Below are 23,579 nucleotides of genomic sequence, written 5' to 3' on the forward strand. Positions count from 1 at the left end.
ATTTAAAATGCCAAATCCAGTGCCATTTAAACAAAATTTAGATAATACTACAAAATTAGTAGAAACACCTGAATTTATAGAATTTTATAAACAATCAAATAGTCCATGAGCAAGTTTTTTTCCAATTGAAATGGTTAATTCTACAAAAATTGAATTTATAGTTAAAAAACCAAAAGACCCAACATTCAAAATACTTCATTGAAATGATAAAAGTAAAGGATTAGAAGTTGGTTATGTTGATACTGATAAAATTATTAAAGAAATTACAAAAGAAGCTAGTACAGGAGAAATGATTGGTGAAGTTGATTTATTTGCAGATAATGGGCAAAATTTACTAGAAAGTATGCAATATGAAGTTGCTAATGATTTAGCAGATTATTTAGCAAATAATGATACAAATACAATTGCTAAATCTGCCAAAAAAGTAATCATTACTGATACAACACCAGTAGGATATTTAAAATCAATGTTATCAGCATGAAATACTTTATTTCAATTAAGAAATAGTAATAATTGTAAATTTTTTATAACAAATAGTCTTTATGATACTTTAGTTTATTTAGCAGATAATAAAGGTTTAATTACTGCTAATCAACTAGCACAACAATTAAGATTAAATGGAACAAATTTATATATTAAAGGTGTATTATGTCAAATTGTTATGGATGATTATATGACATTTAAAAATACTGAAAATAAAAATCAAATTATGAATTTTGTTTTAGCAACACCAAAAGCAATGAAAAGATATATGTTACAACAAACTAGTATATATGTTGAAGATATTAAAGATGGTAAAGTTCCAAAAAGATATTTAGTTGGTGGACAAGTAACAGGAGAATCTATTCCTTATATGTCAAACTCAGAAACAGAATCAAGATGAATGTTATGTGGTATTGTTAATAAAAAATATTTAAGTGAAGAAATTACAACATTAACAACTAATATTACTGCTGATACTACTAAAAAGAATAAATTATTAGATACAACAATTAAAAATACAACTGAACTAAATAATTTAAATCCAAATTTAACAACTCCAATTATTAATTATTTTAGTGATGCCCAAGGTCAAGTTGATGTAAGTAATCAAAACCAAAAAGCAGGAGATTTATATGTAGTAATCACTACTAATGACACTGATAAAAATTATCAAGGTTCAACAAATCCTATAAAAATAACTCTTAAATAAGGATAATTATTATGCCAATTGGTACAACTAGTACAGCAATACTTTTAAACATAAATAAACCAAAACATACTAGAACAAGTCAACAACAAGAACATAAAAGTTGATGATGAGAAATTTTAGAAATGATTGGTGTACAAGTAATAGCAGTAGCACTTGCTCCTTTTACTGGTGGATTAAGTGAAAGTTTAGCACTTGGTTTAGGTGCAAGTGATTTACTTGCTAGTATTAGTGCTGTTGGTGTAGAGTTTTTAACTGATTTTACTATTAATCAAGTTTATGATTATTTAAAAGGAAATGTTACACCATTAAATGCTTTTTTTAATATATTACCTGCATTTGCTGGACTTAATAGAATTAGTCGTGGTTATCGTACAACTAAATTTATTAGTTTAGCAGAAAAAACTAAAACATTAGAACAAATTGGTATTAAAAAAGCAAAAAATTTACAAGAAATCATTAGTCAAGTAAGTGAAAAACAATTTTTAACAGATAAAATTATTGGAAATAAACGTTATTTATTTAATTATAACCATGCTCCAAATCGCGAAACAATAATACAAAATTTAGGTTTTGTTGCTGAAAGACAATATAAAAATAATTTTGCAAAATTAGAAGTACAAGAATTAAAAAATTATTTATTATTACAAAATGAATTAATAAAGTTAAGTCCACAGTTAACTCCTAAATTTAAAATTAAAGATATTGATAAAGCAAACAATTTTTTACAAAAATATAATACTGATTTAAAAGAAGTATTAAAAATGAACCAACATGACTGATTAAATTTAGTTCATACAATACATGCAGAAAATAGATATAGAAAATCTTTAATTTTAGATTTACAAAAAATTCGTGCTAATGCAATTAAATTTAATTTTAAAAATAGTTCAATTCATAAATTAGTATTAAAAGCAAATCAAACTTTTAAATATTTTGATATTAAATTTTATTTTAAAAAAGGTTTAAATAAATTTTGAAAAGATACTTCATATTTTGAAAAAATAAGAATAAATATTTATAAATTACAAGAGAAATTCGAAAAATTAGAAAAACAAGCATTTGAAAAAATTAATAAATTAAAAGAAAAAACAATTGATGTATTTACAAGTGCTGAAAAGAAAGCAATTAAACATGCACAATTAATTCCATTAAATTCACCAGTATTTATGGCTTGTAAAATTCAACCTTTATCATTAGATAAATGTGGAATTACTATTTATCATCGTAATCCTAAATATAAACCAATTGTAGTTATTGATAGTATTATCAAAGCAGAAACTTTTGTTATTCAAATACATCCATTTCATTGATATAGATGATATAGCGGTTGATATATTGGATATGGAGTTAGTCAAAATAAATGATTAAAAAGTATTGCTTTTGCTCCACCAGTTGTACAACAAATGATTAAAGATAGTTTTAAAATTTATAGGCAAATATTAAGGACAATTAGAACTTATCATAAAGTAGTTAATGTTATTAATAATCCTATTGATAATGTCAATAAATCATTTAAAAGGGTGGGTTTAAAATTCTCAGTTAATACTGTATTTGGTACTGGATTGTTAAGACATTTAGAAAAATTTGCATATAATCAAGTTGTAAAAAAAGGAAAGAAAAAATTACAAAAAGAAATTATACATATATCACATAGAAAAACTAAATCAAAAACCAAACGTTATAAAAAAGCATTTTTTAAGGAATGATAAAATATGATTAATAAACTTTGAACTGGTGTCAGTTTAGAAAATTATAATAACTGATATCCATTAACTGGAACAATTACAGAAACACCACGACAATATATAAATACATGACCAAATGTTGATGATTGATTTAAAACATTTGCTATTCGTGCTCAAAATGATATTAATGCTTATCTTGATTTTATTTTATCTAAATTTCCTTTTGATAGTTTTAAAGATGAATTAATTAAAGAAACTTTAAGAGATATGGTTTATGTTATGGTTGAACATTGAGTATTTAATCGTACACCAATTGAATTTAATGTTGATGCTACTATTCAATTTAATAATGGTAATCAATTTAGTGCAAGTAGTACTCCTACGATTAATATTTGAGATTTAGCACCTAGTAGAATGAAAATATGAGCAAGATTAACAGAATTAAAACAAATATTTTCAAATTATAATAATGATGAAATAGATGTTGAAAAAATTGACTTAAAAGCATTTTATACTAGAAACCAAGTTAATGAATTAATTCAAGAACAAAAAGAATTTACATTATCAAAACAAATTAAATTATATGATGATACCATTAATGGTAATAAAAATGAAACATATAGGGGACCAGTTACAAATTTAATAAATAAAGGTTATGTTGCAACAGAATATGACTCAAAAACTGAAACTATGATTTTAGATTGACCTAATGAAATTGGAACATTACCACCTGATGTTTTACAAAACAATCCACAAATTGGTGATTATACACATGCACCAACTTGTGATTTTTCTGCTAAACAACAAAAACGAATTACTACAAATGAAAATGAAATTACCAAATTAAATAGTGAATTAATTAAAACAAACGAAAATATTAATGATGTTAAAAATAATTGATTTAATATTGAAACTAGTCCCTTATGAAAAAAAGTTGAAAATAATAATATAGAAATATTTAAATGATATTTTATTAAAATCAGTTATCAATATTCAACAGAAAATAACTTTATGAAATTTTATAAAGTAATTAAAATTTATTTAAATAATGTTTTTAACGAATTTGAATTGTTAAATGTTGATTCCATGACTTATGGAGAACAAATACAAAATAAAAATATTTTAAATATTGGAACTATTTACTATAACAATAAAAAGAAACAATTTAGTGGTGGTGGTAATTCTTATCCTGAACTTGGAAAAATTAATTTAATTGGTGATATAGAAGAAATATATCAATATCAAGGAATAGATACACCAACTGAATTTATAGCAGAAGAAAATACTGAACATGATTATTATACAAAACTAGAAACAAATCAATTATTAGATAAAAAACAAGATAAGTTAATTGCTGGTGAAAATATTAAAATTGATGAAAATAATAAAATTAGTGCTACTTGCGGGAAAACTGATTTAACTGATTATTATAAAAAAGAAGAAGTAGATAAAAAATTAGACAATAAAATGGATAAAGACCAATTCAAATATGCTTTTTCTATAAATACTATTGGTACTGAAATTCCTAATTTAGAAACTACTGATAAAACTGTTGCTGGTGCTATTAATGAAATTATCAAAAAACAACCACAACCAATTCCTCCAAGTAGTTCAATTTGAAAAGAAGTAGGAATAAGAGAAAAAAATAAATGAGATAATTGACAAATTACTTATGATTTTATAGTTAATAAAAGATATAAAGTTTATTATTCTTGAAATATATATAATAATGTTTTTGCAATTAAAGAATTTATTATAACTAATACAAAAATAGCAGGTGTACCAATAGAAGTTTTTAACAATAATACTAATGTCTTAGTTTTATCAGTACAACACTCAAAATTTATTACTATTTATTCTTTAAAAGGTAGCGATAAAGGTAATACATGAAAATTAGAAGAATTACAGGAATAAAATTATGATTTGAAAAATTATAAAAATTATTTTAAGTTTAATTGGAGTTTTATTATCTTCTGCTGTTGCTGGTTTAATTATATTTATTATAGTAAAAATTGTCTTAAAAATTAATCAAATATTTTAGAAAGGAGAAAAAAATGAAACCTTTTTGACCAAGAAAAGATAAAACAAATATTAATAATAATGAAGAAAAATCTAAATTAATTTTTTTAGAAAATAAAAGTACACACACTTCTATTTTAAGTTATTTTGGTTTTAATGATTTTAATCATGAGACTTATTTTACTGATTTTGTTGCTGAAAATAATGCTAATTTATATAATGCTCCATTGGATATTAATAATGAAACTATTAAACAATATTTAATTAAACAAGAATTTTATAGAAAGAATTGAAATTCTATTTTTAAATTAAGCAAATTAGGAATTAGTGGTTATTTAATTTATATTGCTAATGATGATTTATATTTTCAAGTAGTAGATATACAGCAAAGAATTTATGATATTACTGGTAAATTAATTCAATGTACTATTTTTTATGATAGTTATCAACAAAATGCACAAACAGTAAGATTATTTGAAGTTTATAAATTAAATAATGAACAAGTAACTATTAATCGTGCAATTTATAGTATTAGTGATAATAAAAAACAATTTCCTTTACCTTTTAAACAATATAGTAATAATCCTAATTTACAACAAGAACAAACATTAAATATCAATTATATTCCAATAGCAATTATGAGAAATAAAGCAAATGAGTTAGCAGATTGTAATAAAGTAATGGATAAAATTAAAGCATTAGATGTTATTTATGAACAAATTGTTTTAGATACTATTTTAAACTCACCAAAATTTATTTTTGACCAAACTTATGGTAATGCTAAATCTACAATGGATGAAGCCGTAAGAATATTAGTTACTAACAATTATATTTGAAAAACTACTGGTGATAATAATGAAAAAAGTGAAAATATCAATATGACAAGTAGTAATTTTAAAGGTAAAAATTTAACTGATATATACGATTGAAATGTTAATGAAATATTTAAACGTTGTGGTATTCATATACCAAGTCAAAAAAAATCTGCACAACAATCAGTTCCCGAAAGTACAGCAGTAAATATTTCAACTATTAATTATATTGAACAAAAATTATGACAATTTAATATTGATATTCTTAAATTTATTCAAATATTAGTACGTTTAGATAAAGATTTATTAAATAGTAAAACATTTAATATTAATGATGAACAAGAAATTAATAACTTAACAGTTAAATTAAAATTATTTAATCCCGAAAATAACCAATTAATAGGAGAAAACAATGGAAAACAACAACAAAGCACAAACGAAGTTTCCACAGAAACAAACTAAACTTAATCAAGCAGAAGTAGAAAATGATTATTTAATTGATAATATTCCTTATGATTTTACAAATATGATGGGTGCTACTAGTGACCCTGATATTAATAGAGCATATGATGAATTTAAAAAAAGAACAATTTATATTTATGAAATTGAACGTTTATTTAAAAATAATGAAAATAATAGTTTAAAATTTTCAGCAAATACTATTAAAATAGGTTTTATTGATATTGATAAAGTATTAACAACTACTGCTGTTGAAACATCTGATTTTACTATGCAATTAAATCAAAGAGCAAGTACTAATATTAATGATAATACTATTGAATATAGTATGACTGATATTAAAAACTTAATATTCCAAGAAATAAATTTATTAAATCAATTTAAATTATATGCTGTATCTATTAATGAACCTTTAACTGAAAATAATATTGATAATTTATATATCATTAATAATTATTCACAACCTTATCAAAATCCAAAAACAAGAAGTACTAAAAGTATTACTATTATTAAAATTAAAGATTTTAAAACAAGAGATGGTTATCCAATCATTATTAAATTACAAAAACCATTAGATAAAGACACAAAAGTAATTGGTTTAAAAATTAAATCACCCAGAAGCATGATTTTTGGCAATATAAAGGTACTTGGTGAAGTTGATAATATGGAAGTATACCCAAAGTTATTTGTCAAAGATAAGATAGCATTTCCGCTATTATCAATGCCTATTGAAACTCAACCAAAAGTTAGAATATTACAACAATGATTTAGTGAACAAATTTTACCTTGAAAATTAGCAAAACAATTTATAGGGCAAGAAAAATCAGTTTTAGATTTAATTGCTATTGGTGGTGGTAGAGAAACAAGAAAAGAAATTATTAATAATGCCAGAGTAACTAATGCTTGATTAGGTTATTTTATAAGTTCTCATGATTTTGGACAATGACCATTAAAAGAAAAACGAGAACTGAAAGATAAAGAAGTATGAAAAATTCATGATGCATTAGGTACAACATATACAAGTATTGCTACAAATGATGAATTTAAAGATGTTGAATTAGAAATAAAAGATAAACCACCAGTTGATAGTTTACAAAAAGTATTATTAGATATGCTAACTTATACATATAATTATAATAGAAACTTTGATGGTGCTATATATGAAAATGGAAATCCTAAAAATAAAATAGCAGAATTAAGACAAAAATTTGAAGGACAAAAACCCGATGATGTTATTACTAATTTATTCAAACAATGAAAATTAGATTATCCAAATTATATTAACTTAGAGCAAGTAAAAATATTTAAACAATTGATAATTATGTTATCACATAATATTTATTCAAATATGTCAATTAATAAAGGTTTAAATGATGATAATAAAATTTTATTACCATATTATTTCGAATTAAAATCAAATCCTATACATACAGATAGTGGTGAAGTTTGAAATTTTAAAGATGCAAAAGTAACATTAAAATCTGCATATTTTGATTTTATAGATATCAATAATATTAAATTAAAAAATATTGATATTAGTCAAAATGAATTATTTAAATTAGATGATAATCAATTTAATTGATTATCTATTACAAATGAATTAGAAACTAATAATATACCGTCACTAATCCCAGCAGATTGAACATTAGGTAATGGTGAATATGGAAAATATTTTACAAGAGTAGTTATTGATAAAAGTAAAATTGAAAATTCTTTAAATTTATATGGTTCAAATAAATTTCAGTTATTTTCAAAATTAGAATTTTATAAAGAAATTTCACAAATTGATAATAATAACGAATTTGAATTGCAAATTGAAAATCCGATTAATAACTTAAATCGAATTGAAATTAGTGGAATATTTGGTGCTGGTAATTATGATTTAATTTTAATTACTGATAAACAAGAAATAAACTTATAAAATATTAATTTATTTGATAAATATAATGAAAATATTTCTTATATAAATCTAGAAATTTAATTACTAAAATATCCAGTAGTATAATTTCCATCTCATTTTACGTCTTCTTTATTAGTAGGTTTTCATGCAAAATATAATTCTGTTTTATTGGGGCTTATTGCTTTATTTCATCATATAATACTTGTTCCATATATTGCTTTTCCATCTGGTGTTAAATAATATTTAAGTTTAGATTTTCATGGGTAAGCACCCTCCCATGATTAATCCTATTGTTCCGGTTGTAGCACCAGTTAGTGCTAATGCTAATGTTATTTTACTTAAATTTGTTTTTATTCATGTTTTCATATTAAATTACTCCTTTTTTCCTTGATTTTACTTTTAAATTGTACTATTTTTGATTATTTTTACAAGTATGCTTTTAAAAGCAAAATAACGCCTAAATTAAAGGTGTTTATTTTTTGATACCTATACTATTAATTGTATTGCGCTTATTTATTATATTGCAAATGTGAAGATACTTTTTTTTACAGTAGCATTATTTTTACCCCTAATTACATTTTTATATGGATACAGTGAATAAAACAAAGCATCATATGGGTCTTGATACATATTTTTGTCAGGAATATTAGTTTTTGTTTCATCATAACGTAATTCTTCTAAACATTGAGTTGTTTTTGGTAAATCATCTTTATTTGCATAAAAATTTCCATAACTCATAATATTTCTCATTCAAACCACTCTATTAGTTAATCATGCTTCTTGATTTAAATTTGAAGCATGTTTAATAGCAGTTTGTGTTATTAGAATAGTATTATGTTCATCGATTAATTTTTGATTTAATCAATCAATGGCAGTTCGTGCTTTATCATCATAAAAATAAATTGCTTGTTCAAAATTTTCAAAATTATCCATTAATCCTAAAATTTCATTAACATAAGCATTAATTTTTTCATTTTCATTTATAAAGTCATTTGGTGTAACTACTAATTCACAAATAATATAAGCATCATAATAACCAGTATTATTATATTCTTTAAAACCAACTACCATAAATACAGTATGGTCTTTTGGTCCCGTAGCTCAATCAATACCAACACTATAAAAATCAAATTTATACATTTCTTTTTCTTGATTATAAAATTGTTTTAAATCATATGATTGTCAATATTTTACTGTTTTTTGAAATGGGAAAATTGTTGCATCGCTATCTAAAAATTCAAAACCATAATAAACAGTATTATATTCATCTGGATTACTTTTTTCCATTTCTAATAATGTTCTTTGTTGAATGTCAGGTAATTTATTTCAAAATGGTTGAATAGTAAATCTTAAAACAAATAAACCTAAACCACTAAACATATCTTTATTTTCATAATAAACTTTACCAACTTTTTTAAGATTTTTCATGACTTCATCATTTAATGGTAAAAATGGTGTACAGTATTTTAAATAAAATGGATGATATTTATCATAAGGATTACATGTAAAAGTAATGAAAAAACTTTTATAAAAATAACGAGTAATCTTTTGTCCAAAGGTAGAACTATATATATTTTTATCAATAAATGTTCAACTTCACTCTTTAATAGGTTTATTTGATACTTTAATACGATTACTTCTAAACATAGAGTTTTGTAAACGTTCATATCGATATGTTAATTGTTTTTCAGTTAATGTTTCTTTTTCTTCTGCCATAATAATTTCATCTGTTCTTGAACCTAAAAAACTTGACCCACCTGCTTCTTTTCCAAAAATCTTATTACCATTAGCATAACCAATAAAGTCAATTTGTTGATTACTTGGAAAGATAATACATCCCCCATCCTTAGTAATTTTTCATTTAATGCCATGTGGATTATTAGGTAATAAATTAATATTATATGTATCTAATAAAACTTGACAAACATTCATTAAAGCACCAATTGTAGTTTTACTATGAGTATTTTCATATCTTCTTACTTCTTGAACATTACTATCTCTAAAATTACAACATATAAATAAATCAAATGCTAAACAGTTTCAAGTTTTTCTTGTTCCACGTGCTGTTGGAACAAAACGATAAAAACAATTAGTAGTAAAATATTCTGCTCATTCATCACCAACAAATTCTTTAAAAATATCTCAACTAAAACCATAATTATTATCACTAAAATTAAGATTATATTTTTTATTTAATTGTCCATAACTACTAATAAAAGCCATATTTACTCCTTATTTTTTAAAAAAAATTAAACTTAAATTATTAACAAACAAAAATTAGAAAGGAACATTAAAAATGTTTATATTACCATTCGCAAATCATTTTGATTGAGACAAACATGATTTTAATCAAGATGAATTAAGTTTAAAACAAACAGAAGAATTATTTGCAAAAATAGATGATTATTTATGAAGTATATGTGATAAATCTGAATATAAATCATATAGATTTAGACAACGAAAATTAAAAGCAAAAAAAGGTTTATTAACTTATAAACGACGTATTTGTACACATTATAACACAAAAACACAAAAAATGGAGTACGTATCATTATTAGATAATTATCTTGGTGTTAAAAAATATAGTAAACTTGCACCTAACGTTATTAAACAAATTTTAAAATATTTTGCTGATGGTAAAAAGTATCGTGATGTTTGTGATACTTTTATTGAAGATTTAATAAGTAATAGTACAGTTTGTAGAACATATCAAAAATTTGAATTACCAAAAGCAAATATTCCCAAAATACCATTACAACCAAATCAAAATTTATATGTAAATATTGATGATGGTCATCGAAAATTTAAGTTTAATGAAAAACACAATACTAAAAATTGTAAAAAATGTTCGATGAGATTAATAGTAATGTGTACTGGTAAAAAGAAAAATGGAAAATTAATTAATAAAAGAGCTGTATGTAAAATAAGAGTTTCAAAAACAGAAATTGGTGCTGAAAAAACCGCAAAATTAATAGAAAAATATGGTAATTTATTTTTTGAAAACTTTGACCAAGCAAATTTAATAGTTTGTGGAGATAGTGCAAAATGAATTAGAAAAACTGCTACAATTTTAAATGCTAAATTTATTTTAGATAAATTTCATGCTTTTCATGTTTTATTTCTTGGTATAATGGCAGGAAGAAGAAAAAATCAAATTGCTAAATTACACTATCAAAATGCAATAAATTTATTTGCCAAAGGTCAATATTATGAATTAATTGATTTTTTACAATCATTAACTTTACAATATAAAAAATTAAAAGTTGGTTATTTTATTAATGCAAAAGATGGTGTATTAAACCAAGCATTAGTTGAAAATATTGGTTGCTTTACTGAAACTAATATTAAACAAATTTTAAAGCATATGATTGGTGATAGAACTTATAACATTGATATGTATACAAAAATGGTTAATTTTAAATGTTATCAAATAAATACAATTATCCAGTTATTATAAATTAAAACTTAAATTTAAAAAATAAATAAAAATAAAATAAAACTTATTAAAGAAAACTTTAATAAGAATTTTTGAGTTATAAAAGTAAGTATTATTGTTGACTAATATTTTTGAAGTGTTAAGATTAACTTACAATTGCATATTGAAGTCTAAATTATTCTCGTCTAAACTTATAATTTAAAGACAAATTTGAATATTATTGACAACATCGGTATGCTCCCTTATTTTTTATTAAATTTAATATTAATATAATAATTTCATTATTGTTATTTCAAATATTTAAAACAAAAAATACCAACTTGATCTGAAAATCAAGGTGGTATGTTATAACCTTTTAAATTTTAAAATTAAATAATATTAAAAGAAATTAACTTTTAATATTTAGGATTATACATATTTTTAAAAAAAATACAATTAAAAACTATTTCAATATCTTTAATATTTAATTTGATTACTAATTTTAGTATAATTAGTTTTTTTAATTTATTTATATTAATGCTATTACAATTAAATAGCAGTAAATGATCTCAATAATTCAGAAGTAGATAAACTAGTATCTAAGCATATACCACTATCGATAATATCTTGTTTAGAAAATGCTTTTTGACTATTGGAAATAGATACAGTTTCTTCTTTATTTAAACAGCTATTTTCTGAAGTCATTATTTTACTTTCATTTTCAATATCTTCTTCATCAGTATCTTCTCAGTTATCAACAAGAAAATAACGTGGAGGAAGTTCATCTAATATTTCATGTATACTATTTAAATCTTCTGCCTTTTTAAGTAACTTAGCAATTTCAATAACTTTAGTAGTTTCATCATTTATATTCATTTTTTCATTAAACAAATCAGTTAAATCCAATACATTGTCTTCAGAAATTTGTTCTTTTTCTAATCAATTATTAATTTTTTGATTAAATAATTTAGTTAAAATTACTGCATCTTCCTCAGAAATATTAAACTTTTTTAATCAATCATTATTTTTTTCATTAAATAACTCGGTTAAAATTGCTACATCTTCTTCAAAAATTTTTCTTTTTTTAAACAAACAATTAATCATTTTTACTCAATCAATTTCATCTTTATATTTTCTAAAAATAATACGTTTAAATAACGTATTCTTATCTTTTTCTGGCATATTTAATTTTCCTTTCAATGTTAAAATAAATTATTTTAAATAACATTATAACATCAAATATAATGATAAAAACTTTTACAATAGTATATAATTATAAATAAGTAAGGCTTAAAAATAAATATAACTTTTAGGAGGAAAATATGGAAAAGAAACTTTTAACTTATCCTCATGATATATCAAAAAAGTTATTAATCATACTAGGTATAAGTAAAATTGCAATTGGTTTGTCTATCTTATTTGTTTTTATTACAAACTTAATTATCTATACTAATTCAGGATTAATATTTCCTTTTAGAGAAATATCATAAAATAAATTTACAAGATAAAAAATGAGTATAAATGTTTTAAAACATTTATACTCATTTTAAATTTATATTAATTTTAAAAATTCTAAAATTCGATTTAATTCTTTATGATTACTATAATTGATGATTAGTTGTTTTTTATTGATTTTTACTTTAGTATATAAAGTTCTTGATAAAGTATTTTCTAATGCTACTAAATGAAGATCTGACTTTTTATTAACATTTTGTTTTTGATTTAAACTTAATTGTTGCATCTTAATAACATCTTCAACCTTACGAACACTCCATTGTTCACTATATGCCCTTTTAGCAATAGTTACCATTAAATTAAGATTAGTGCCTAAACTTAATAACGGTTTAACATGACCCATTGTTAATTCATTGCGTTGAAGCATTTGTAAAATCTCTACTGGCAATTGCAAAATTCGTAAAGTATTAGCAATGTGACTACGTGATTTATTAACTTTTTGTGAGAGTTGTTCTTGAGTTCATTTCATTTTACTAATTAAAGTTTGATATGCCTGTGCTTCTTCAAAAGCATTCAAATCAACACGTTGAATATTTTCAATCAAAGCAAATTCCATTAATTGTTGATCTGTTACTTCAATAGTTACTGCAGAGATCTCTGTTAGACCTGCTAATTTTGCAGCTTTAGTTCTACGCTCACCAGCAACTAATTGAAAAACACCATCTGTTATCGTTTTTTTAACAATAATTGGTTGAATTAAACCGTGAATTTTAATTGAATCACTTAGTTCTTTAATTTCTTGTTCATTAAATACTACACGCGGTTGATATGGATTAGGAATAATTTTTGCAAGAGAAATAGTTTGTGAAAAAGTTTTAGCAATTTCTGGTGAACTTTCAATGTTAGTTATCAAATCATTTAAACCTTCACCAAAAATTGATGCTAAGCCTTTAGCAGAAATACGATTTTTTTATCATTAGACATTATTTAACACCTCATTCACTAAACTTTGATAAGCAATAGCACCACTGCAACGTGGCCGATAACTAAAAATATTTTTACCATGACTTGGTGCTTCACTTAGAGTTACATTTCTTGGAATATAATTTTTATAAACTTTTTCTCTAAAATTTTTTTGAATTTCTTTGATAACTTCAACAGAAGAAGTTGTTCTAATATTAACCATAGTTAATAAAATCCCTTCAATTTCTAAATTGGGATTAAATAATTGTTGTACTAAACGAATAGTAGATAATAATTGTACCAAACCACCTAATGCATAAAACTCAGCTTGCAATGGAATAATAACTGAATTAGCTGAAGCTAAAGCATTACGATTAACTAATCCTAAACTAGGTGGACAGTCAATAATAATAAAATCATATACTTCCTTTACGGGTTCTAATTTTTCTAATAAAATATTTCTTTTATTACGAGATTGCTCTAATAAAAATATTTCGGCTCCCGCCAAAGAAATGGTTGATGGTAATAAATCTACTCCTTGACAAACTTCAGTTTTAATTACTTTTTCCAATGGAACATCATGTACTAAAACATCATATATATCTTGTTCAACTTTATCAGCAGCAAAACCCATTGAAATAGTAGCACTACCTTGTGGATCCAAATCAATAAGTAACACTTTTTTATTTTTTATACCTAAACCTGCAGCAAGATTAGTAGCAGTAGTTGTTTTTCCAACTCCACCTTTTTGATTAGCAATTGCAATAATTTTGCCCATAATAATTACCTTTCTAAATTAATAGACTAATATTTTATCCTACTAATTAAGTTTAACACTAATTTTAATTAATATTATTTACAAAGGTTTACTTTTAATTTGTTGATAAGGTCTTGGATATTTTAAAGCACATAATTTATATTTTTGAAAATGAAGGATTGTTCTTTGACCATAGTTGTTTGGTAATTGAACAGTAAATTGATTAATTAACTTTGCACCCATTGTGTTAATACTATTTTGTGCCAACGCAAGTTCTTCTTCAACTTTAAGACCCTTATAAGCAATAAATAATCCTTCAACTTTAACTAATCCTAAACATAATTCACTTAAAATATTTAGCGGTGCTAATGCTCTTGCTGTTACAATATCAAATGTTTCACGATATTGATGAGCAAATGTTTCTGCTCTTTGATTAATTATATAAACGTTTTCTAAGTTTAGTTCAGTAATTACTGTTTTTAGAAATTGACATTTCTTTGTATTTGATTCAATAATAGTTAATTGTAATTTGGGAAAACAAATTTTTAAAATTATTCCTGGTATACCAGCACCACTACCAACATCACAAATATTTTGATCCTCCAAAATGATATTATTACTAATTAAAAGAGAATCATAGAAATGTTTATAATAAACTTCCATTTCTTCAATGATCGTTGTTAAGTTATATTTTTTATTTTTAGCAATTAAAATTTTATAATACTGACTTAATTGTTGTTCCATTATTGGGGTTAAAGTTAAATTAGTTAAACCTATAGCTCAATTTTTATTCATTGTTTACTCCTAAATCAATCATTTAATAAAATACTTTATTTAAAGTAGACTATAAATATAATGCTTTAAATAATTAAATTATATTTAATTATATTTTTATATTTAATTATAATGTTTTTTTAGTATATGTTTGAAATTTTATCACATAACTACTATCCTTCAAAATTAAATATTACTAAAAATAATTTAAAACCTTTAAAATATCATTTTCGTTGTATTTTCTTTAAACTCAAATATAATTAACACATATAATAAGAATTATTAAAAAATTATAAAAGTTTTTTAACTCATTGCTTAATTTAAAGTAAATGAGTTTTTATGTTTTAATTTATATCATTGAAAGGAAAAATAAAAAAATGAAAATTTTACTTAATTTTTCAAACGAACTAACAAAATCTATTAATAATAATTCATTAAACCTAATCAGTATACAAATTAATAATTGAACAAATCCTATCCAAGAACATAAAAACAAACTTGAAGAAATATATCAAAATTTTCTAAAATCACAAGAATTATCAAAGGTTTTATTTAATAAATCAATAAATACATATAAACCACATTTCATAAATAAAATGAAAAGAGAAGTACTATTTATTAAAATAAATGAAGAAAAAAAAGATATAAATCTACAAAATATAAATAAATTAACTACACATGAAATTGAAATACTCACAAAAAAAGAATTACAGAGATTGACAACTGAAGAAATAGTAATTTTAACACCAAGACAAATACAAGCATTTACAGAATGACAAATTACTTGATTCACCATTGAACAAATCCAAATATTGACAAAATTACAAATTCAATCATTGACAAAAAACAAATAGAATCATTTACTACTTTACAAATTTCTTGATTCACCAAAAAACAAATATCATGATTCACAAACTTACAAATTACTTGACTTAGAAAAAAACAAATAGCATCATTTACAGAAATACAAATAAAAGCATTAACCAAAAAACAAATACCAGCACTCACAAGCGAACAAGCAGCAGCACTTACTGTTTGACAAATCACTTGATTTACTAAAAAACAAATACCACAATTTACAGAAACGCATATAGCAGTATTCACAAAAGATAAGATTTCTTGATTTACTAAAAAACAAATACAAGCATTCACAATCAAACAAATTGAAATATTTACTAAAGAACAAATACAAGCACTAACACCAAAGCAAATACCCTCATTAACTATTTTACAAATTAGTTGATTTACAATTGAACAAATACAAGCACTAACACCAAGACAAAATAGAGTATTTACAGAAAAACAAATCCAAGCACTCACAAAAGAACAAATACAATCATTTGCACCAGAACAAATACAAGAGTTTCCAATTAAATACATAAATGGAATAATTTCAAAACAAATACAATGATTCATAATTGAACAAATACAATCATTTACCAAAAAACAAATACAAGTTTTTACAGAAAAACAAATTCAATCCTTTACCAAAGAACAAATACCAGCATTTACAGTCTCGCAAATACAATCTTTTACAGAAAATCAAATAGCGTCATTTAAAACTTCACAAACTATTATCTTAACATCAAGACAAATCCAAGCTTTCACAACACAACAAATCCAATGATTTACAAATTCACAAATTTATTATTTAAAAATCTCACAAGTACAAGCTTTGACAACCAAACAAATAAGTTCACTTAACTACAATAAAATTATAATGTTTACATCACAATGAACTAAGAAATTCAAAGTTTCACAAATCCAAGCTTTCACAACACAACAAATTCAATGAATTGATTATGAACAAATACCAGAATTTACCAAAGAACAAATACAAATATTTACAAATCAACAAATACAAGCACTAACACCAAAGCAAATACCCTCATTAACTATTTTACAAATTAGTTGATTTACAATTGAACAAATACAAGCACTAACACCAAGACAAAATAGAGTATTTACAGAAAAACAAATCCAAGCACTCACAAAAGAACAAATACAATCATTTGCACCAGAACAAATACAAGAGTTTCCAATTAAATACATAAATGGAATAATTTCAAAACAAATACAATGATTCATAATTGAACAAATACAATCATTTACCAAAAAACAAATACAAGTTTTTACAGAAAAACAAATTCAATCCTTTACCAAAGAACAAATACCAGCATTTACAATTGAACAAATACCATATTTCACAACAAAACAAATCTCAGCACTAATTATTTCAAAAAAAATATATGCACTTACAATTGAACAAATACAAGCACTCACAAAAGAACAAATACAAGCACTAACATCAGAACAAATAGAAGGATTGACAAGAGAACAAATTAGTTGACTTACAAATCAACAAATAGAAGCACTCACAAAAGAACAAATACCCGCATTAAGTCCAAGAAAAATGGAAGCATTAAGTCCAGAAAAAAGAAAAATATTAAAATTATTAATTAATAAATATCAAAATCAAGAACAAAAAACCAAATCTAAAAAAGATTTAACAAAAAAAATTTACCAACAAGAAGCACAAAAAAACAAAGTCTTAGTGGTGGAAATCAAGAATATAAAGAATCTATATTATTACAAAATGTGAAACCATTAAATTCACACCTTAAATGATCAAAATCTTTGCATGAAGAAATAACAAAATATGAAACCCAAGTTCCAAATATAACAACTAATAAATTTATTAATAAATACTAGTAATTAACAATCTTTTTTTAAAAAATTATTATACAAATTATAAAAAATATTTTCTTAAAAAATAAATGCTTTAATCTAATTTACATTACTATACATTTATTTTTTTTAGATTTAAAACTTATTACTTCATCATCATTAATTTTTTGATAGTTAATATTAGAAATTTTATTAATTATTTTTTTCTCATTATTTTTAAATGTTTTTCTTTTTTTTAATATTTTTTCTAAACTGTCATTGTTCTGTTCAATCAATTTCTCAAAACTGTCATTTAAGTTTTTTACCATAATTTAAAATTCCCCTTTTTCATTGCTTAATAAATTTATTATACAGAATAAAAATAAAAACTGAATTTATTAAAAAACATTTAAAACATTATATTTATTAAACCTGATAAAGGTTTTAAAATATTGCTAGCATATAATTTTATTGTCATTTTCTACCTGCTTTAACATAAGGTTGCGCTCAACTTTTTACCAATTCTGTATTAGGACGAAAAATCATTAATGATACTAATGCTATTAAATATGGAAACATTCCTCATAATCAACTTGGAATATTATTACTAATAACTATAAATGTTTGTGAAGCATTAATATACTGATATAAAAAAGAAAAAATAAAACAAATAATAGAAGTTAAAAAAAATCTACTATGTGCCATCATTCATAAAGCAATTGCTAAAAATCCAATACCAGCAAAATTATTACTATAAATAAAAGTACTTGGAAGTACATAAACAAATAAAGCACCCGAAAAACAAGCTAAAGAACTAGAAAATAGCGAAATATAAAATCGAGAACGACGAACATGAATATAATTTAAAGCCACTGCAGTTGGATTCTCACCAATTCCTCTAATGTATAATCCAAGCTTAGTTAAAAACAAAATAGCTGCAAAAATATAAATTGCTAAAAAGGTTACCAAAATTGCAATTCAAGAAAATTGATAAATATAAATACTTGCTAATGAATAATTTATTTCTCCAGTAAATGTTAATGGTAAAATTACTGCTAATCCATAACCAAAGTAATTAATAACCATTGATACTAAAAATTGATTTGTTCTAAACAATAAGGTTGCTAAACTATGAATTAAACCAAATACAATTCCGATGATAATAGTTATAAAAAATGCCAAAATTGCAACTCCACCACCAAAATTATTTTTTAATTGTGAAACAATTATACAATATGTAGCAGCACCAGTACACATAATACCATCAAAACCAAAATTAACAATTCCTGCTCTAGTATTTAAAATTCCACCTGTACATAACAATAATAATGGACAAGCAAATAATAATGTATTAACTAAAATTGTTGAAAATGAGAGTAACATAATTATTTTTTTCTCCTTTTCCTTTTAAATATTTTCTTTTTTTTAAAAATTTTTGAAGATTTTGATTCAACATTAACAATTTTAACATTTTGTTGTTCATCCTTAATTAATTCTTTTTTTCATATTAGCTTCTTTTTTAGTCTTATTAAATATTCTTTAATAGCAATAGAATGAGTTAAGTAATGCCAAATAAAAGGATAAATACCAATAATGTAAATGGTTATTGATAATACTATTATTGCAATTTCTGGATTTTTCAAATACATAAAAGCATTATTTTCAATAGGACTAATAAATAAACTCATAAAAAATGATGAAAATAAAATAACTCCTGGTGTATATCCCGCTAAAGCAGCTACTACTATCCCATAAAATCCTTCTTGAATTGGAGCAGAAAGCGAAGGTAAATTATTATTAACTCCTAAAAAATAAAGATAACCAGCAATTCCTGCTATCGCTCCTGAAATTGGTAAAATTATTAAACCCTGATATTGAGGATTTAATCTGGCATATTTTGCAGCAACGGGATTTTTAGCAATTGCGTTTAATTTAAAACCAAGAGTGCGATTATTAAAAATAATAATTGCGATTAATAAGACAATAATAGCAATAATAATACCAGCAGAAAATAAATTACTAATGCTAAAAGGTCCACTAATTAATGAAAATCTAATATTAGTAATTTGCGTTGGAATGTTTAAGTTATGATAAACATTACTGGCTATTAAACCTTTATATCCTTCTCAAGCAATAAAATTAAATAAAATAGTGCTAATAATTTCATGAATTTTAAAATAAGTTTTTAAAATTGCAATAATTAAACCGGCTAAACCACCAATTAAAACTGCAATTAATAAAAGAAAAGGAGTAATTCATTGACTATGACCACCACTCTTATAAATAGCTACTGCCAATACATATGTTACCATAGCACTAAATAACATTTGACCACTAACTCCAAAGTTATAAATACGATACTTAAAAGTAATAGCTACTGCTAATCCTGTTAATATTAATATACTATATGTTTCAATTAAATTACTAAAACTTACTAAATTAGTTAAAGGATTAATAAAAATAGTTTTCCAAAATGATAATGGATTAACTTGTAAACATAGCATTAATAAACTAACAAAAAATAGAGTTATTAGTAATAATAATGTACCCACTAATCAAAAATTTCATTTTTTAATATTTTCCAACATCTTTTAACCCAACCTTGACCTAATATTTTCCATTTTTTTATTAATTCAACTAGTAATTTTGACAAATGGTCTTTTCAAATAATTAATTGTTCTAATTATTTTTTTCTTTTTCAAACTTCACTTTGTTTGTGGTAATTGATACATTTTATCAGTTTTAACAATTATTTCATTTGTAATAGGATAATCATGTCATAGTGCTGGATTGTTCATTATTTCAACTTTAACATCTTTATTTTCCAATTTACAAACAAATTGTTTGTGATAAATAACTGCTACTCGTTGACACAATAATTGTAATAAGTACGGATCAGTATCAATAATTAAAATGCTTGAGCCACTTTCGCGTAACTCTATTATCTTTTTAATAATTAATAATGAAGAATTTTCATCTAAATCAGAAAATGGATTAGATAAAATTAATAATTGTGGTTGCTCTTCAATACTTCTTGCTAATACAAATTTCTGCATTTCTCCTTTTGATAATTTATTAATTTTAATAAAAATATTATTATCGTTAAATATTTGATATTTTTTAATAATTTCTCGTACCTTTTTATTAACAACGGCTGTTTTGACAACTCCGGATTTAGTTACATATTTTTCTTTATTATAATTTCAAAAGGTAAAATTTTCAAATAAAGTGGCATCAGGAATTATAGCAGTATTACTATAATGTCCAGATATTCAATCAATTCCTAAATTACTAATTTCTTGCGGTTTAAAATAAGTTATTTCTTGTTCTTGAAAAAAAATGCGTCCTGTTTGCGTTTTAATCATACGTACTATACTTTCAAGTAAAACCTCGCTATAAAGGTTTTCATAATCATAAATACCATATATTTCACCAGGGCGAATTGCAAATTCAATTTTATGAAAATTTGAAATATTAGGTTTATTCAAAGAAAGATTATCAATATAAAGCATTGGTACTGAATTTATCGATTTTGGCTTTTTATAATTAAAAATCTTACCTCAATAATTAGTTGTAAATAATTTAGTATTTTCTTCTAATTTCATTACTTTTGTTTTACCAATATTTAAGTTTTCAATTCAAGATACTCGGTTAGCAACCATTTTAGCAAATTCTTCATCTCTAGTTGTGAAAAGGACCGTTATTTCTTCATTACGAAATGTTTTAAAAATCATTCAAAACTCTACTTTTTGACTATCAGATAAACCAACAGTTGGTTCATCTAACAATAATATTTTAGGTTCTTTGAATAAAGCACGAAGCAAAGATAATTTTTTTAATTCTTCAATCGCAAGTGTTGATACTCTCTTATTTAAATTAAGCTTAATTTTATATTTTTCCATTAAATTATTAATTTTAAATTCAGCTTCTTTTCAATTAGGAAAAATTTTGGCAATAGTTGGTTCATTACCAAGTATAATATTTTGTTTAACAGTAAGATTGTCTAAGAAAAAATCTTCTTGACCAGCATAAGCCATTCTAAAATAAAGCATTTCACTAGGATCACGAGGAAAATAACATCCTTTTCTTAAACTATTAATAACAATTTTTCCTTTAGAAGGTTGTTCAAAACCAGCAAGCATTCTAATTAACGTTGATTTACCAACGCTATTATTACCAACAATGGCATGAATTTCTTGTGTTATTTCTAAATTAACATTTTCAAATATAACACGAGTATCATAATATTTACTAATTTTTTGTAACTTCAATATTGTTTTTTCCATAATTATATATCTCCATACTGATTAGTAAAATCAATGTTATTAACACCATAAGTTTGGATTTTACTTTCTGAAGCACTAGGTATAATTTTAAAATTAGGATTAATTTCTTCGTTAAATGTCTCATCAAAAATTTCCAAACCAGGCATAAAACCAAAAGCTAAATAATTAATATCATCATAAACATAATCATTATTATTAATGACATTAGATCCAATAAAACTAATAGTTTTACTATAAGTTGGACGGGAAGATATTAACCTAGCAGTATAAGCAATAATACTGTTATATCAATAATTAGTATTAATAATAAAATTAACACCATGTGTTTCATATAATGATTGGGCAATCTGACCAACACCGGCAACACTATCAGCACTATAAATATTACTTGTTACAAAACTATCATGAGGATTAGCATAAATAATTTTATATGTAATTTTTGGATTATCAATACCATTAATTATCTCAGCAAATTGATTCAAAATAGTTTGATCATAATCAATACCAATATTATTAATAATACCAATTCTAACTATCAATTTACCGTTGTCATCAACATCAAAGTTATATTTTTTATTTATTATTCCATCCTGAACATTTTGTTGAAAATGTTCAGCAATTTTACTGCCATAATTTAAATGGCTACTAGTTACGTTATCAGTATTATATCTAATATCATAAATATTATTAGTGACTTTAACCGTATCAGCAATAATATTATTAAAAAAATAAAATTTAACATTCTGAAATTGTTGTAATACTCTAATTAAGTTTTTAGTAGAATAACTACTAGTTTCACTATGATGTGGAATATACTTTTGAAAACTAGGATTTAAAATATAAACTTTTTTGATATTATATGTAGATAAAAAGTTCCTCAACATTAATGCATAATAATTATCATCTTGAGAACTAAACAATGTTACTACATGATCTTTACCATAAAAAGTTTGTAACTTTTGATAAACAAGTCGGTCATAAATGTTTTGATTTTGTGCTTGTTGATAACTTGTTATTAATAAAACTGTTGGTTGTAAATTCCAAGTACAAGCATAAATACTACTACTAATAGTAGTTATTGTTGGCAAAATTATAGTGAATAATAGAAAACGTCGAAACATAAAAACCACCTACTAATAATACTTATTTATAATTATACAAGAAATCTTAGTTTAATATCAAACAATCAATTTAT

General features: G+C 23.4%; 20 protein-coding genes. 10 read left to right on the forward strand and 10 right to left on the reverse strand.

The annotated features are described in order from the left end of the window. The first annotated feature begins 7 nt into the window (after nt 1-7). Genes AACK83_RS01075 through AACK83_RS01100 form a run of 6 tightly spaced genes read left to right on the forward strand, consistent with a single transcriptional unit; the run spans nt 8 to nt 8,088 of the window. Nucleotides 8-1,192, forward strand: a complete 1,185-nt coding sequence (locus AACK83_RS01075) for a hypothetical protein (protein WP_338958826.1) — start codon at nt 8-10, stop codon at nt 1,190-1,192. Between the two features lie 11 nt (nt 1,193-1,203). After that, nucleotides 1,204-2,901 carry a hypothetical protein gene (locus tag AACK83_RS01080; RefSeq protein ID WP_338958828.1) on the forward strand — a complete coding sequence of 566 codons (1,698 nt, stop codon included), beginning with the start codon at nt 1,204-1,206 and terminating at the stop codon, nt 2,899-2,901. Between the two features lie 3 nt (nt 2,902-2,904). After that, entirely contained in the window at nt 2,905-4,791 is a 1,887-nt protein-coding gene (locus AACK83_RS01085; protein WP_338958830.1) for a hypothetical protein, read from the forward strand. 4 nt (nt 4,792-4,795) lie between these two features. After that, entirely contained in the window at nt 4,796-4,918 is a 123-nt protein-coding gene (locus AACK83_RS01090) for a hypothetical protein (protein WP_338957828.1), read from the forward strand. Nucleotides 4,919-4,931: 13 nt separating this feature from the next. Further along, a complete protein-coding gene (locus AACK83_RS01095) occupies nt 4,932-6,170 on the forward strand; it encodes a hypothetical protein (protein WP_338958832.1) in 1,239 nt (412 codons plus the stop codon). Beyond that, nucleotides 6,121-8,088, forward strand: a complete 1,968-nt coding sequence (locus tag AACK83_RS01100) for a hypothetical protein (protein WP_338958834.1) — start codon at nt 6,121-6,123, stop codon at nt 8,086-8,088. Before AACK83_RS01095 ends, AACK83_RS01100 begins: the two co-directional genes overlap by 50 nt. A gap of 495 nt (nt 8,089-8,583) precedes the next feature. Here AACK83_RS01100 and AACK83_RS01105 read toward each other — a convergent pair whose 3' ends face one another. After that, a complete protein-coding gene (locus AACK83_RS01105; RefSeq protein ID WP_338958836.1) occupies nt 8,584-10,290 on the reverse strand; it encodes a hypothetical protein in 1,707 nt (568 codons plus the stop codon). 73 nt (nt 10,291-10,363) lie between these two features. Here AACK83_RS01105 and AACK83_RS01110 point away from each other — a divergent pair, with 73 nt between their 5' ends. Beyond that, nucleotides 10,364-11,524, forward strand: coding sequence for an Mbov_0401 family ICE element transposase-like protein (locus AACK83_RS01110; RefSeq protein ID WP_338957526.1), 1,161 nt, complete (start codon nt 10,364-10,366; stop codon nt 11,522-11,524). A 507-nt stretch (nt 11,525-12,031) separates the two neighbouring features. Here the strand turns inward: AACK83_RS01110 and AACK83_RS01115 are convergent. After that, the gene (locus tag AACK83_RS01115) at nt 12,032-12,664 is read right to left on the reverse strand and encodes a hypothetical protein (protein ID WP_338958838.1); all 633 of its coding nucleotides are present in this window, start codon (nt 12,662-12,664) and stop codon (nt 12,032-12,034) included. Between the two features lie 140 nt (nt 12,665-12,804). On the opposite strand from AACK83_RS01115, the gene AACK83_RS01120 reads away from it, so the two are divergent. After that, nucleotides 12,805-12,972: a hypothetical protein gene (locus tag AACK83_RS01120; protein ID WP_252319837.1), complete on the forward strand. Its 168-nt coding sequence runs from the start codon at nt 12,805-12,807 to the stop codon at nt 12,970-12,972. A gap of 62 nt (nt 12,973-13,034) precedes the next feature. Here the strand turns inward: AACK83_RS01120 and AACK83_RS01125 are convergent, their stop codons facing one another. The 3 genes from AACK83_RS01125 to rsmG all read right to left on the reverse strand — a co-directional run bounded on the left by AACK83_RS01125 (nt 13,035) and on the right by rsmG (nt 15,452). Further along, nucleotides 13,035-13,850 carry a ParB/RepB/Spo0J family partition protein gene (locus AACK83_RS01125; protein WP_338958841.1) on the reverse strand — a complete coding sequence of 272 codons (816 nt, stop codon included), beginning with the start codon at nt 13,848-13,850 and terminating at the stop codon, nt 13,035-13,037. A 63-nt stretch (nt 13,851-13,913) separates the two neighbouring features. After that, nucleotides 13,914-14,678 carry a ParA family protein gene (locus AACK83_RS01130; RefSeq protein ID WP_174480209.1) on the reverse strand — a complete coding sequence of 255 codons (765 nt, stop codon included), beginning with the start codon at nt 14,676-14,678 and terminating at the stop codon, nt 13,914-13,916. 78 nt (nt 14,679-14,756) lie between these two features. After that, nucleotides 14,757-15,452 carry a 16S rRNA (guanine(527)-N(7))-methyltransferase RsmG gene (rsmG, locus tag AACK83_RS01135; protein WP_338958846.1) on the reverse strand — a complete coding sequence of 232 codons (696 nt, stop codon included), beginning with the start codon at nt 15,450-15,452 and terminating at the stop codon, nt 14,757-14,759. A gap of 356 nt (nt 15,453-15,808) precedes the next feature. On the opposite strand from rsmG, the gene AACK83_RS01140 reads away from it, so the two are divergent. Continuing rightward, nucleotides 15,809-16,285 (forward strand): hypothetical protein, encoded by a 477-nt coding sequence (locus AACK83_RS01140; protein ID WP_338958848.1) that lies wholly within the window; start codon nt 15,809-15,811, stop codon nt 16,283-16,285. Continuing rightward, the gene (locus tag AACK83_RS01145) at nt 16,204-18,042 is read left to right on the forward strand and encodes a hypothetical protein (protein ID WP_338958850.1); all 1,839 of its coding nucleotides are present in this window, start codon (nt 16,204-16,206) and stop codon (nt 18,040-18,042) included. Before AACK83_RS01140 ends, AACK83_RS01145 begins: the two co-directional genes overlap by 82 nt. A 181-nt stretch (nt 18,043-18,223) precedes the next feature. Here the strand turns inward: AACK83_RS01145 and AACK83_RS01150 are convergent, their stop codons facing one another. From AACK83_RS01150 to AACK83_RS01170, 5 genes are all read right to left on the reverse strand, one after another. Further along, nucleotides 18,224-18,427, reverse strand: coding sequence for a hypothetical protein (locus AACK83_RS01150; protein ID WP_338958852.1), 204 nt, complete (start codon nt 18,425-18,427; stop codon nt 18,224-18,226). Nucleotides 18,428-18,566: 139 nt separating this feature from the next. Then, nucleotides 18,567-19,481: an ABC transporter permease subunit gene (locus tag AACK83_RS01155; RefSeq protein WP_338958854.1), complete on the reverse strand. Its 915-nt coding sequence runs from the start codon at nt 19,479-19,481 to the stop codon at nt 18,567-18,569. 2 nt (nt 19,482-19,483) lie between these two features. Continuing rightward, entirely contained in the window at nt 19,484-20,602 is a 1,119-nt protein-coding gene (locus tag AACK83_RS01160) for an ABC transporter permease subunit (protein ID WP_338958857.1), read from the reverse strand. Nucleotides 20,603-20,689: 87 nt separating this feature from the next. Next, nucleotides 20,690-22,384 (reverse strand): ATP-binding cassette domain-containing protein, encoded by a 1,695-nt coding sequence (locus AACK83_RS01165; protein WP_338958860.1) that lies wholly within the window; start codon nt 22,382-22,384, stop codon nt 20,690-20,692. A gap of 2 nt (nt 22,385-22,386) precedes the next feature. Next, nucleotides 22,387-23,505, reverse strand: coding sequence for a hypothetical protein (locus AACK83_RS01170; RefSeq protein ID WP_338958863.1), 1,119 nt, complete (start codon nt 23,503-23,505; stop codon nt 22,387-22,389). Nucleotides 23,506-23,579: the final 74 nt, after the last annotated feature.

Origin of the sequence: Spiroplasma endosymbiont of Tiphia femorata (genome assembly GCF_964020225.1) — a bacterium.
Classification (GTDB): domain Bacteria; phylum Bacillota_I; class Bacilli_A; order Mycoplasmatales; family VBWQ01; genus Spiroplasma_E.